This window comes from Variovorax sp. GW823-FHT02B07 (assembly GCF_058797695.1).
The window spans coordinates 177,067-189,599 of sequence record NZ_JBXAJX010000008.1; the positions used below are offsets into that span (position 1 = coordinate 177,067).

The 12,533-nt window shown below is 63.1% G+C and carries 16 protein-coding genes; 2 read left to right on the plus strand and 14 right to left on the minus strand.

The window, feature by feature from the left end; all coding sequences use genetic code 11:
• Positions 1 to 9: 9 nt before the first annotated feature.
• The 8 genes from rpsE to rplN are packed head-to-tail and all read right to left on the minus strand — an operon-like array spanning position 10 to position 3,479.
• Entirely contained in the window at positions 10 to 528 is a 519-nt protein-coding gene (gene rpsE, locus AC1RGU_RS28045; RefSeq protein ID WP_056576983.1) for a 30S ribosomal protein S5, read from the minus strand.
• A gap of 18 nt (positions 529 to 546) precedes the next feature.
• Positions 547 to 912 carry a 50S ribosomal protein L18 gene (gene rplR / locus AC1RGU_RS28050; protein ID WP_056577252.1) on the minus strand — a complete coding sequence of 122 codons (366 nt, stop codon included), beginning with the start codon at positions 910 to 912 and terminating at the stop codon, positions 547 to 549.
• Between the two features lie 14 nt (positions 913 to 926).
• Positions 927 to 1,460, minus strand: coding sequence for a 50S ribosomal protein L6 (gene rplF / locus AC1RGU_RS28055; RefSeq protein ID WP_062474819.1), 534 nt, complete (start codon positions 1,458 to 1,460; stop codon positions 927 to 929).
• 24 nt (positions 1,461 to 1,484) lie between these two features.
• Positions 1,485 to 1,880 carry a 30S ribosomal protein S8 gene (rpsH, locus tag AC1RGU_RS28060; protein WP_062474816.1) on the minus strand — a complete coding sequence of 132 codons (396 nt, stop codon included), beginning with the start codon at positions 1,878 to 1,880 and terminating at the stop codon, positions 1,485 to 1,487.
• Between the two features lie 20 nt (positions 1,881 to 1,900).
• Positions 1,901 to 2,206 carry a 30S ribosomal protein S14 gene (gene rpsN / locus AC1RGU_RS28065; protein ID WP_056576989.1) on the minus strand — a complete coding sequence of 102 codons (306 nt, stop codon included), beginning with the start codon at positions 2,204 to 2,206 and terminating at the stop codon, positions 1,901 to 1,903.
• Between the two features lie 8 nt (positions 2,207 to 2,214).
• On the minus strand, positions 2,215 to 2,754 hold the full coding sequence (gene rplE / locus AC1RGU_RS28070; RefSeq protein WP_056576993.1) for a 50S ribosomal protein L5: 540 nt from the start codon (positions 2,752 to 2,754) through the stop codon (positions 2,215 to 2,217).
• 11 nt (positions 2,755 to 2,765) lie between these two features.
• On the minus strand, positions 2,766 to 3,098 hold the full coding sequence (gene rplX / locus AC1RGU_RS28075) for a 50S ribosomal protein L24 (RefSeq protein ID WP_062474813.1): 333 nt from the start codon (positions 3,096 to 3,098) through the stop codon (positions 2,766 to 2,768).
• A 12-nt stretch (positions 3,099 to 3,110) separates the two neighbouring features.
• Positions 3,111 to 3,479, minus strand: coding sequence for a 50S ribosomal protein L14 (rplN, locus tag AC1RGU_RS28080; RefSeq protein WP_009124801.1), 369 nt, complete (start codon positions 3,477 to 3,479; stop codon positions 3,111 to 3,113).
• 215 nt (positions 3,480 to 3,694) lie between these two features.
• Here rplN and AC1RGU_RS28085 point away from each other — a divergent pair, with 215 nt between their 5' ends.
• Positions 3,695 to 4,879, plus strand: a complete 1,185-nt coding sequence (locus AC1RGU_RS28085) for an esterase-like activity of phytase family protein (RefSeq protein WP_492699492.1) — start codon at positions 3,695 to 3,697, stop codon at positions 4,877 to 4,879.
• Positions 4,876 to 5,733 (plus strand): pyrroline-5-carboxylate reductase, encoded by an 858-nt coding sequence (gene proC, locus AC1RGU_RS28090; protein ID WP_369630561.1) that lies wholly within the window; start codon positions 4,876 to 4,878, stop codon positions 5,731 to 5,733. The genes AC1RGU_RS28085 and proC overlap by 4 nt, the downstream gene beginning before the upstream one ends.
• 13 nt (positions 5,734 to 5,746) lie before the next feature.
• Here the strand turns inward: proC and ubiA are convergent, their stop codons facing one another.
• The 6 genes from ubiA to AC1RGU_RS28120 all read right to left on the minus strand — a co-directional run bounded on the left by ubiA (position 5,747) and on the right by AC1RGU_RS28120 (position 12,533).
• Positions 5,747 to 6,610, minus strand: coding sequence for a 4-hydroxybenzoate octaprenyltransferase (ubiA, locus tag AC1RGU_RS28095; protein ID WP_492699494.1), 864 nt, complete (start codon positions 6,608 to 6,610; stop codon positions 5,747 to 5,749).
• Between the two features lie 95 nt (positions 6,611 to 6,705).
• On the minus strand, positions 6,706 to 7,290 hold the full coding sequence (locus tag AC1RGU_RS28100; RefSeq protein ID WP_369630563.1) for a Dps family protein: 585 nt from the start codon (positions 7,288 to 7,290) through the stop codon (positions 6,706 to 6,708).
• Positions 7,291 to 7,427: 137 nt separating this feature from the next.
• Positions 7,428 to 8,393 carry a LysR substrate-binding domain-containing protein gene (locus AC1RGU_RS28105; protein ID WP_062474802.1) on the minus strand — a complete coding sequence of 322 codons (966 nt, stop codon included), beginning with the start codon at positions 8,391 to 8,393 and terminating at the stop codon, positions 7,428 to 7,430.
• Between the two features lie 68 nt (positions 8,394 to 8,461).
• The gene (locus AC1RGU_RS28110; RefSeq protein WP_492699497.1) at positions 8,462 to 9,205 is read right to left on the minus strand and encodes a hypothetical protein; all 744 of its coding nucleotides are present in this window, start codon (positions 9,203 to 9,205) and stop codon (positions 8,462 to 8,464) included.
• A gap of 434 nt (positions 9,206 to 9,639) precedes the next feature.
• On the minus strand, positions 9,640 to 10,323 hold the full coding sequence (locus tag AC1RGU_RS28115; protein ID WP_492699499.1) for a hypothetical protein: 684 nt from the start codon (positions 10,321 to 10,323) through the stop codon (positions 9,640 to 9,642).
• Complete coding sequence (locus AC1RGU_RS28120) at positions 10,320 to 12,533, minus strand: hypothetical protein (protein WP_492699501.1); 2,214 nt, start codon at positions 12,531 to 12,533, stop codon at positions 10,320 to 10,322. Before AC1RGU_RS28120 ends, AC1RGU_RS28115 begins: the two co-directional genes overlap by 4 nt.

Here is a 12,533-nt window from a genome sequence, read left to right on the forward strand (position 1 = left end):
AGCTTGCGCTCAGGCGAAGATTTCTTCGACGGTGAGACCGCGCTTGGCAGCCACTTGGCCAGCCGTCGTCGAGTTCTTCAACCCGTCGAGCGTGGCGCGAACCATGTTGTAGGGGTTCGACGAACCATGGCTCTTGGCCACGATGTCGGTGATGCCCATGACTTCGAACACGGCGCGCATCGGGCCGCCGGCGATGATGCCGGTACCCTTGGGAGCCGGGTACATCACGACGGTGGCAGCACCGTGGTGACCTTGCACCTGGTGGTGCAGCGTACCGTTCTTGATCGGAGCCTTGAACAGGTTGCGACGGGCTTCTTCCATTGCCTTCTGCACGGCAGCAGGCACTTCCTTGGACTTGCCCTTGCCCATGCCGACGCGGCCATCGCCGTCACCGACCACGGTCAGCGCTGCGAAACCGAGGATACGACCACCCTTCACCACCTTGGTGACGCGGTTGATCGCGATCATCTTCTCGCGCAGACCGTCCTCAGGACCTTCGTTCTGCGTTCTTGCTTGAATCTTTGCCATTTTGAATCTCGTGTCCGATTAGAACTGCAGACCGGCTTCGCGGGCTGCCTCGGCCAGCGCCTTGACGCGGCCGTGGTAGGCGAAACCTGCGCGATCGAAAGCGACCTTCTCGACGCCGGCAGCCTTCGCCTTTTCAGCGATGCGCTTGCCGATGGCGGTGGCAGCGGCGGCATTGCCACCCTTGCCCGAGGCGCCGAGTGCTGCGCGCACTTCGGCTTCGGCGGTCGATGCGGTTGCGATCACCTTGGTGCCGTCGTCGGAAATGACGGTGGCATAGATGTGCAGGTTGGTGCGGTTCACCGTGAGGCGAGCCACGCCCTGCGTCGCAATGCGGATGCGGGTCTGGCGCGAGCGGCGAAGACGCTGTGCTTTTTTGGTCAACATCATTTTGCTGCCCCTTACTTCTTCTTGGTCTCTTTGATCACGATCTTCTCGTCCGCATAGCGGATGCCCTTGCCCTTGTAGGGCTCTGGCGGACGAACAGCGCGGATCTCAGCGGCGATCTGGCCGACGCGTTGACGGTCAGCGCCCTTGATCACCACTTCGGTCGGGGTCGCGGTGGTCACCGTGATGCCTTGCGGCATGTCGATGTTGACCGGGTGCGAGTAACCGACTTGCAGGTTCAGCTTGGCGCCGGACGCTGCAGCCTTGTAGCCGACGCCGACCAGGTTGAGCTTCTTCTCGAAGCCCTTGGTCACGCCAACCACCATGTTGTTCACCAGCTGGCGAATCGTGCCGCTCATCGCATTCGCTTCACGCGAATCGTTGGCGGGCTCGAAGCTCAGCTTGCCGTCCTTGTTGACGACATTCACCAGCGCGTTGCGAGCCAGGCTGAGCGTGCCGCCCGTGCCCTTGACGCTGATCTGGTCTTCCTTGATCGACACATCCACGCCTGCGGGGATGGCGACCGGCATTTTTCCTACTCGGGACATTTCAGTAACTCCTCGATGTCTCGGTTAGGCGACGTAGCACAGAACTTCGCCGCCGACACCGGTGGCGCGCGCCTTGCGGTCGGTCATCACGCCCTTGGGGGTCGTGACGATCGCAACGCCGAGGCCGTTCTGGACTTGCGGAATGGAAGTGCTGGCCTTGTAGACGCGCAGGCCGGGGCGGCTCACGCGCTCAATGCGCTCGATGACCGGACGGCCAGCGTAGTACTTCAGCGAGATTTCAAGTTCGCTCTTGCCGGCTTCGGTCTTGACCTGGAAGCCGTCGATGTAGCCCTCGTCCTTCAGGACTTGTGCGATCGCGATCTTCACCTTGGAAGACGGGACCGACACGGTGGGCTTCGCCACCATCTGCGCGTTACGGATACGCGTCAGCAGGTCGGCAATGGGATCACTCATGCTCATGTTGTTTGCTCCTGCCTGGCTTACCAGCTGGCCTTGGTGACACCGGGGATGTCGCCGTTGAAAGCCAGTTCGCGGATCTTGGCGCGGGCCAGACCGAATTGACGGAAGGTGCCACGGGGGCGACCGGTGATTTCGCAACGGTTGCGCTGGCGCGTGGGGTTCGCGTTGCGCGGGAGCTTCTGCAGGGCCAGGCGGGCCGCTGCGCGCTCTTCGTCGCTCTTCTTCGCGTCGTTGGAAGTTGCCTTCAGTTCTGCGTGCTTCGCAGCGAACTTGGCAACCAGCTTGTCGCGCTTGAGTTCGCGCTGGATCAAAGATGCTTTAGCCACAGATCACCTCAGTTCTTGAACGGGAAACGGAAGCCAGCGAGAAGCGCCTTGGCTTCTTCGTCGGTCTTGGCCGTCGTCGTGATGCTGATATTGAGACCGCGCAGGGCGTCGACCTTGTCGTACTCGATCTCAGGGAAAATGATCTGCTCTTTGACGCCGATGTTGTAGTTGCCACGGCCGTCGAATGCGCGACCCGAGATACCGCGGAAGTCACGCACGCGGGGCAGGGCCACGGTGACGAAACGGTCCAGGAACTCGTACATGTGCACGCCACGCAGCGTGACCATGCAGCCGATCGGCTGGTTTTCGCGGATCTTGAAGCCGGCGATGGCCTTCTTCGACTTGGTGACCACAGGCTTCTGGCCAGCGATCTTGGTCAGGTCGGCGACGGCGTTGTCGAGGACCTTCTTGTCGGCGACTGCTTCACCCACACCCATGTTCAGGGTGATCTTGGTGAGACGCGGAACTTGCATCGGCGACTTGTAGCCGAACTTTTCCGTCAGGTCTTTCGCGATCTTTTCGCGATAGTGTTGTTGGAGACGTGCCATGTGAGTACCTCTTAGGCGAACTTGATTTCGTCGCCGCTCGACTTGAAGACGCGAACAGCCACGCGCTTGCCGTCGGCACCTTGGGTGACCTTGATGCCCACGCGATCGGCCTTGCCGGTCGCAGCATTGAAGATCGCCACGTTGGATTGGTGAATCGGCATGGTCTTCTCGACGATGCCACCGGTCGTACCCTTGAGGGGGTTCGGCTTGGTGTGCTTCTTGACGAGGTTGATGCCGTCGACGATCACATGCGAATCGTCTGCGCGCAGCGACACGACGCCGCGCTTGCCCTTGTCACGACCGGCCAACACGATGACCTGGTCGCCTTTGCGAATCTTGTTCATGGCGTTGTGTCCTTAGAGAACTTCGGGTGCCAGCGACACGATCTTCATGAACTTCTCGGTGCGCAGTTCGCGCGTGACCGGTCCGAAGATGCGGGTGCCGATGGGCTCCAGCTTGGCGTTGAGCAGCACGGCGGCATTGCCGTCGAACTTGACGAGCGAACCGTCAGCACGACGGATGCCCTTGGCGGTGCGGACCACCACTGCGCTGTAGATCTCGCCCTTCTTGACGCGACCACGCGGAGCGGCTTCCTTGATGCTGACCTTGATGACGTCGCCCACGCTGGCGTAACGCCGCTTGGAGCCACCGAGCACCTTGATACACAGGACGGATTTCGCGCCCGTGTTGTCGGCCACTTCGAGCCGGGATTCAGTTTGGATCATTTCTTGATATTCCCAACTTGTACCGATGAGCCTCCAGGAGGGAGACACCGCGGTCAGTCTTGGGCCCGTCGTCCACGCCTCGAACCACTCGAGACGCTTCCGCTTTGGGCTGAAAGCTTCGCCTTTTGAAAGCGAAGCCCGCGATTGTGGCACCCATGCCGGGCGATGTCAACTGCCTCATCACGCGAACTTCGACAGCCGCTAGACTTTGCGGCGTGCGCGCCCCCATCCACCCCCTCGTTTCGCCGCCTTCCCTGCTGCGCCGACGCCTGCTGGCGGGCGGCGCGGGCCTGCTCGGGCTGGGATCGCTGGGGCTTGCGGGTTGCCGCAGCGCAACACCGGCGCCGGACACCGGCCGGCTGCAGCGCCTGGGGGAAGCCCGCTGGGCGCACCGACGCTCTGTAGAGAGCACCACGGCAGGCGGCCTCTCGGGCATCGACTACGACCCCACTAAAGGTGAGTACCTGCTTCTCAGCGATGACCGGTCAGACCTGGCTCCCGTACGCGGCTACACCGTGCGCTGGCCCCAGCCGGCCAACGCCGCCCCGGAGCCCACCGGCGTTGTCCAGCTGCAACGCCCCGGCGGCGGCCCGTGGCCCGGGCGGCGCCAGGCAATCGACGGCCTGCCCGTGCCCGACCCTGAAGCCCTGCGCCTGCGCCCCTCGGCCGGCACCCTGCTCTGGACCAGCGAAGGCGACCTGGCCCGCGGCTTCGGCCCCGCCCTGTATGAATCGGCGCGCGATGGCCGCTTCCTGCGCGAATTCACCCTGCCGGCGATGTTCGCCCCCGACCCGGCCCAGCGCCGCGGCCCGCGCGACAACCAGACACTCGAGGGCCTGGCCCTCACGCCCGACGACCGGTCGGCTTGGCTCGCAATGGAAAACGCCCTGGTCCAGGACGGCCCCGTCCCGACCACCACCGCCCCCGGCGGCCCCTGCCGCTTCACCCAGGTCGACCTCGCGACCGGCCGCGCCATGCGCCAGATCGCCTATGTGCCTGACGCCATCCCGCTGCGCCCGTTGGTGCCGGGCACCTACGCCGACAACGGCGTGAGCGAGGTGCTGATGCTCGACGCCCACCGCATGCTGGTGCTGGAGCGGGCCTACGCCACCGGCGCCGGCAACTCGCTGCGCCTGTATGAAATAGACACCCGGGCCGCCGACGACGTGCTCGCCATCGACGCCCTCGCCCCCGGCAACCACCGCCCGGCCGCCAAGACGCTGGTGGCCGACTTCGCCACCCTCGGCCTCTCGCGCCTGGACAACACCGAGGGCATGTGCTGGGGCCCATCGCTGCCCGACGGCCGCCGCCTGCTGGTGGTCGTGAGCGACGACAATTTCAACCCGCTGCAAGTGACGCAGTTCGCCGCCTTCGCCTTCGCCTACACCGACCGACCATGACCATCGCCGTGACCTTCCTGCCCCGCACCGCGCCGGGCCCCCTGCCCCCCATCGCCTTCATCGGCGGCGGCAACATGGCCAGCGCCATCATCGGCGGCCTGATCCAGCAAGGCGTCGCGGCCGACAACTTCGAAGTGGTCGAGCCCTTCGAAGAGGCCCGCACCAGGCTGGCCCAGTCCTACGGCATCGTCGCCAGGGCCGAGGCCAGCGAGGCCCTCGCGCGCTGCGCCGTGGTAGTGTGGGCAGTCAAGCCCCAGACCTTTGCCGAAGCCGCCCGTCCGGTACGCGCCTTTGCGGCCGACGCCCTGCACCTGAGCGTGGCGGCGGGCATCCCGTCCGACAGCATCGCCCGCTGGCTCGGCACCGAGCGCGTGGTGCGCGCCATGCCCAACACGCCGGCCCTGGTCGGCAAGGGCATGACCGGCCTCTTCGCGCGGCCGGGCGTCGAAAGCGCCGACCGCGCGCGCGTCGGCCAGTTGCTGGCGCCGACGGGCGAGCTGATCTGGGTCGACGCCGAACCCGCGCTCGACGCGGTGACCGCCATGTCGGGCTCCGGCCCGGCCTACGTGTTCTATTTCATCGAGGCGATGACCGAGGCCGGCGTCGAGATGGGCCTCACGCCCGACCAGGCCCAGCGGCTGGCCATCGGCACCTTCACCGGCGCCTCGGCGCTGGCGCACAGTGCGACCGAGCCGCCGTCGGTGCTGCGCGAGCGCGTGACCTCCAAGGGCGGCACGACCTACGCGGCCCTGAGCGCGCTCGAGGCCTCCGATGTGAAGGGCCAGTTCAAGACCGCCATCCGCGCGGCGCAGAAGCGCGCGGCCGAGCTGGGCGAGGAATTCGGGCGCGGCTGACCCGCCCGGCGGGCTATCGGAGGGCGTAGCCCGCCACGATGCCCACGAACACCGCGAAGCCCAGCCAGTGGTTTTCGCGGAAGGCCTTGAAGCAGCCTTCCCGCGTGCGGTCATGGATCAGGCGCCAGTGCCAGAGCGCCTGCGCCACCGCCGCGGCAATGCCCAGATAGAAGAGCACCCCCAGCGACCGGCTGGCACCGGCCCAGATCCAGACCGCCAGGAAGATCGCATAGCTCGCCATCACCGCCGCCACGTCGAAGCGGCCGAAGGTGATCGCCGAGGTCTTCATGCCGATCTTCAGGTCGTCGTCGCGGTCCACCATCGCGTACTCGGTGTCGTAGGCCAGCACCCAGAACAGGTTGCCCGCCAGCAGCCACCAGGCAAAAGCCGGCACCGTCGACTGCACCGCGGCAAAGGCCATCGGGATGCCGAAACTGAAGGCAATGCCCAGCACCGCCTGCGGGATCGACACGAAGCGCTTGGCGAACGGATAGATCAGCGTGATCGCCAGGGCCGCGAACGACCACAGCACCGTCGTGTGGTTGGTGGTGAGCACCAGCCCGAAGGACAGCAGCGCCAGCACCGCGCCCAGCCCCAACGCCTCCTTGACCGACATCGCACCGCTCGTCACGGGCCGCTGGGCCGTGCGCTTCACGTGGCGGTCGAAGTCGCGGTCGGCCACGTCGTTGACGCAGCAGCCCGCGCTGCGCATCAGGAAGGTGCCGAGCGTGAACACCGCGAGCAGGTGCCAGCCGGGCCAGCCGTCGGCCGCGAACCAGAGCGCGCCCAGCGTGGGCCACAGCAACAACAGCCAGCCGGCCGGCCGGTTCCAGCGGATCAGATCGAGGTAGAGCGCAAAACGGCGGGCGAGAGGCATGCGGCGGACGGGCAGACGAAAAAAGAGCGGCCATTGTGCCGCTCTTGGAGGGGCTCCCGACACACATCAGGTGCAGGGAGATCAGGAGGCCGTCATCAGTCCTCGAGCAGCGAGCGCAGCATCCAGGCCGTCTGGTCGTGCACCGTGCAGCGCGCGGTCAGCATGTCGGCGGTCGGATCGTCGCCGGCCTCTTCGGCCACCGGGATGAACTCGCGCGCGATGCGCGACACCGTCTCGTGGCCCTTCACGAGGATGCGCACCATCTCCATCGCCTTGGGCGGGGTCTGCGGCACGTCGGGCACGGTGGCAATCTTGCTGAACTCGGCGTACGAGCCCGGCGCGTAGTGGCCCAGCGCGCGGATGCGCTCGGCGAGCACGTCCGTCGAGCCCCACAGCTCGGTGTACTGCGTCATGAACATCGCATGCAGCGAGTTGAAGTGCGGCCCCGTCACGTTCCAGTGGAAGTTGTGCGTCGTGAGGTACAGCGTGTAGGTGTCGGCCAGCACGCGGCTCAGGCCTTCGGCGATGGCCGCGCGGTCCTGGCGTTCGATGCCGATGTTGATGATCGGCGCATTGCGGCTGCCCGACTCCTGCGCGACGACGGCGCCGCCCTTCTTGGGCACCTTGCCGGCAGAAGCTGCGGGCGACGGGGACTTGGTTTTCTTCGAGGGTTTGGCCATGGCGGAGGGGTCTTTCTTGAAGTTGGGTGAACAACACCGAAATTCTGAAAGCCGGCAGGCGGCTTCGCAACAGCTTCACTCTATCCCAGCGATCAGCGATCCCAAACAGCCCGCGCGTAGGCGAAGGCCCCGAATCGCTAGGAGAGTCGTTTGACACCCGGCAGCTCGCACGCGTAGATCGCGTTGCGCAGCGCCGCAATGGCCTCGTAGCGCGTGAAGGTGCGGCGCCAGGCCAGCACCACGCGACGCATCGGCGGGTCGCGGTCCTGCGCGTCGCGCACGGGCAGGTAGCGCACCATCTGCTCGGGCTCCTTGCGGCCCTTGACCTTCGGCTTGAGCGCCTCGGCCGGCACCGACAGGCGCGGCACCAGCGTCACTCCCATGCCCGAGGCCACCATGTGCTTGATGGTCTCCAGCGACGAGCCCTCGAAGCTCTTGCGGATGCCCTCGGCATTGCTCGAGAAGCGCGCGAACTCGGGGCACACCTCGAGCACGTGGTCGCGGAAGCAGTGGCCCGTGCCCAGCAGCAGCATCGTCTCGCTCTGCAGCTCTTCCGACGTGATCGATTCGCGGTCGGCCAGCTTGTGCTTCACGGGCAGCGCCGCCATGAAGGGCTCGTCGTACAGCGGCGCCATCGCCAGGCCCGTGTCGGGAAAAGGCTCGGCCATGATCGCGCAGTCGATCTCGCCGGCGCGCAGCATCTCGAGCAGCTTGACCGTGAAGTTCTCTTGCAGCACCAGCGGCATCTGCGGTGTGCGCGCGATCACCTGGCGCACCAGGTCGGGCAGCAGGTACGGGCCGATCGTGTAGATCACGCCCAGGTTCAGCGGGCCGGCCAGCGGGTCCTTGCCGCGCTTGGCGATCTCCTTGATGCTGGCGGCCTGGTCGAGCACGCTCTGCGCCTGCTGGACGATCTGCTCGCCGAGCGGCGTCACGGTCACTTCACCGGCGCTGCGCTCGAAGAGCTTGACCTCGAGTTCGTCCTCGAGTTTCTTGATGGCCACCGAAAGCGTCGGCTGGGACACATAACAGGCCTCGGCTGCCTTGCCGAAGTGCCGCTCGCGGGCGACTGCGACGATATATTTGAGTTCGGTGAGAGTCATAGCTTGCGTCAATTATGCGCAAGGGTCTGTGACCCGGCTGGGGCGGGGTCAAAAGCCGCGGGCAGCGCTCAGTCGGGGCGGCTCCAGACCCATTGCACCGGCTGCCCGCCGTTCGAGGGCATCGGCTCGCCCTGCGTGACCGCCGCGCTCACGCGCAGGTCGGTCAGGCAGGCCCAGACGCCCGAGCGGGGGCAGGTCTGGCCCGTGTCCGCAAACAGCAGTTCATCGCGGCGCATGCGGTGCCCCTGGATCTGCGCCGAGCCATCGACCTGCACGGAGAACGCGACGCGGCCGGACGCGGCACGCTCTTCGAAGATCTCGATGGCGCCTTGCAGGGCGATGAAGAAATCCCAGTCGGACAGATCCTGCTCCGCCGCCGCGGCGGTGAAGTCGGCCTGGTACAGGCGCTGATAGCGCTCGGCGTTGTAGTCCAGCTCGAAGACGACTTGGCCTGTCGCGGCGTTCATCATCCGGAACTGGCCGAAGCCTTGCCGCAAACGCCCATCGCCGTACCGCGAAGGCGCGATCTCGCTGCGCAGGACGGGCGAGAGCATCACCACGGAGCCATCGTCGCGCTTCTGGCAGATCTCGAACACGGCACCGTCGTCGGTGCGAAAGACGAACTTCTCGTCGGACGTCCAATAGCTGTAGTAGCGCTTGTCGTTCTCGATCGTGTAGGCGCCTTTGACGGGGAGGTCGGCGAGCACCGAGGCGCCTGGCGGTTTTTCGGCGTCGTCGACTGGGCGCCAGCGGCCGGTTGTGGGGTCCAGGTCGATGAGGTCTGAGGCGGTGTGATGCAGGTAGAGCCACATGCGACTATTTCTTTGCTCGGCACTTGGCTGCTTTCGAGGACTCCTCTTTTCCGCTGCCGGGCAGCGCAGCTGCCTCGCAGCATCCGAATTTTCTGAGCAGCTGCGGACTGGCTTGCGATGTTGCCGGACCACGCGCGTAAGCGCCATTGCGAATCACCACAGGCATCGGTCCAGCCCGAGGGGCGAGCTCCTACTTCATGCCGGTCCAGTGCACTTTTCTTCGCTTTGCTCTGATTGGCGAGATGCGCGAGTGCGATGCGTTGCCCTCTGCAGGTGCAAGTGCGAACTCGCCTGCGGGGAGCCTGCGTTTTGGTGTGACCCGAGTCACCCACGCGCACGAGCGTGGTGTCATAGGCCCAGGCTGCAAGACCAACATCGCCTGCACCCAGGGTTGTTGGCACCTCAGCCAAAAACGCTCCTCCATCCGAAGTCGTCTATTGCACCAGTTCGATAGACCGAAACAGTTTTTCAACAGCGTCGACCTCTTCGATTGCCACACTGTCGTCGACCCTCAATAGAACGGAACTATAGGCTGCAGAAATTTTATTCTTTTTAAAGAAGGAGAAGTGCCGCTCCATGAATTGAGGTTCATTTTTTTGACTCCGATAAACTATCGTGCACACCAAAAAATCCCCCGAATTATTCTTCCAGTGCTGAACGCTTGCATCCGGATTTATCACCCCTCCAGACTCCTGCACTATTTTCGCAGCTCTCTGCTGATATACCGGCCACTCATTGACTGCTTGCAAAAATTTACTTTCATCAAAAAAATACCTACCTCTAGAAGCCTCGTATTTTACAAAATCAAAAATTGGCCCTGGGGGAGTTGTTCGATCCTTCCTCACGTACAAATAAGGCTTCTTTTCTTTCTGAGTCCTCTGCTCGCTCCTCTCATTGTCTCTCTCCAGTCTTACGACCAAAACTTTTGCTTCGGCGCTTTTCCATTTTTGACACGCTCCCTCATCGGAAGAGGATTTCAACTGCTCCAAACTAAATCCGTAAGTTTTGAATTTTATTGAGTTGCATAGATTGAAACTCTCAGCTTCACCAGCATGAAGGCATACAGAAAAAACAAAGATCAGGGGAATAAAACAAAAGATCCGAAGAAATTTCTTCATTTGATCCTCTTGAAATCATTGGGGGCGTTAGGCGAATCATTAACGGCATGCCATGCATGCAAAAAACCTGGCCACCGAAGCTCGGAAAAATGGTATTGAGCCGGATTTATGCATTTCGTCACTTGCCTCGCGTCATCTTCCTCCGCGCCTTGATCTGCCCAGTAACTTATTCCCAGCTTCCCCATTGGAACGAGCTTCTTGTTTTTTCCTATGGAGTATCTTTGCTTTGAAATCCAATAATACCCACTGGCATCACAAGTCAGGCTTGCGTCCGTCGCAAGCGACGAAGAGCCAGCATCCGTTACGTAAAGATTTGAGTCGCCCTTGAATCTTCCGTAATTCTCATAATTCGATCGACCTGTAATTTGAATGATTCCACGGCCTTTGAACCTTACGCCATCTCCAACGTCCGTGTTCCCCAGCTTTGCACCCTGATCAGTTCCTGGCTCATATTTATCAAAGTACGACGCCCCACCTTTTTCGATCATCGACTCGAGCCTGCCAGTCTCTTCAATCAATTGACCGAAAAGATGAGCTGAGCGCAATGATGAAGCAAGCCCGTACTTTCGCATCATTTTCTGAAGTGGAACATGCAGGCCTTGCGGCCGTCCGCCTTTTGCGGTGATTGACAAAGAAGTTTCCAGATAGGAAACAATGGTTGATCGAGCTATCAAGAGTTTGTCCACGTTTCGAACCAACCTCACAACATCATCTTTGCTCAGCCACCCGCATTTCCTGAAGTGTTTGATGAACTCCCTCGGGTGAAAGTGCCAGTGCTTGATCGTCAGGCGCGCCTTGTCTTCGGCGGGAAGCTCCTCCCAGAAGCAAAGCTTTTGCGCAAAGTCAGTCATTTCCGTGAAGTCCGTCTCGTCCTCCAACGGGTACGGCATGTAGGGGTTGCCCTTGTCGCGTGTCCACGCCCAGCGCTTGCGCACCTCGTCCTTGGCCCACTCCGTGGGGAACTTGCAGACCGTTTTGGCCAACTTCGCTTGAACAGCGGGTTTGCACAAGTTCTGCTTTCGGTTGGCCGCCTTTTGCTCTGGCGTGGTTGCAGCGCCTTCCGGCGCCTGCGGTGCTGGCACGGAAGGGCTGGTCATGTTCGGGGGGCTACTGGGTGGTGCCGCGGGCTGGGCCGCTGGGGCCAGCATGGCGTCGATCAGGGCCGAGTTGCACTGGCTGTTGTCGTCCTGGGTATCGTCGTCAATGAGCTTCCAGTCTGACCAGTGGGGGAAGTCGGCATCACTGAATTTCCTGGTGTTGCTGGCATTCAGGTCGAGCCAGACGCCCCCGGGCTGTCCGGGGACAACGACCTTGCGCCAATGGGCCGCATCGTTGGGCAGTGGGTCGCTGCCCAGCTTGCGACCGAAACGCAGCAGTTCGTACCAGCCGCTGGGGCTGCTGGTGGCTTGGGCGTTTGCGCTGAGGCGCCCGTGACGCGTGTTCGCTTCGGTATAGAGGTTGTACTCAGCGTCGGTTTCCACGATGGCCGCACTGAGGACCTCGCCTGTTAGTTGGTAGGTGGTCAGCGTGGCGTTGGCGACTTCGTACTTGATGCCAACGATCAGATCGGCACCGCCGCTGTCACCTGCCGCCGCGGGCAGGGTCGCGCCGGTTGGTTGTGCGCTGTAGTACGGGGTCTTGGCAGGCACCAGCACATAGACCTCACCGTACACCGCGTCGGCGCGACCGTCACTGGTGAGCGGCAGATCGCCAGTGTTGCGCCCCACAAGGCTCCGAGTATCGGCATCACCAGCAACAATCTCCAGGTGGATGCAGTTGGCGCGGCCATAGATGGTGCCGGCCAGTCCCAGCTTGTCCTTGCGGTAGACGATCTGATTGACGGCCGGCAGATTGGCATCGAGCAGGCGCAGGTGCTGATAGATGGAGTAGTAGACAACTTCAACTGCGGTGGCGTCGTTGGCGCCGATCTCGGTCTTGTGGCGAATCACGACACATCCCGTCGAATGGTCTTGCGCGTCATAGCGGGCGGTGCCGCCATCGCGCCGGAAGATCACGGTGCCATCGGCGATGGCGCGCACCGGTTCGTCGGCCGTGGGGGCGTTGATGTGGATGCCGCCATGCCAGGCCATTGCCTGGCTGACGGGAAATGCGCCGCTGCCGACGATACCGCCGGGCATCACGTCGCTGACGCACTGTTCGCTGTAGACGGGGATGTCCGGCTGAGACAGAAAGGGTGGGCTGATGATCAT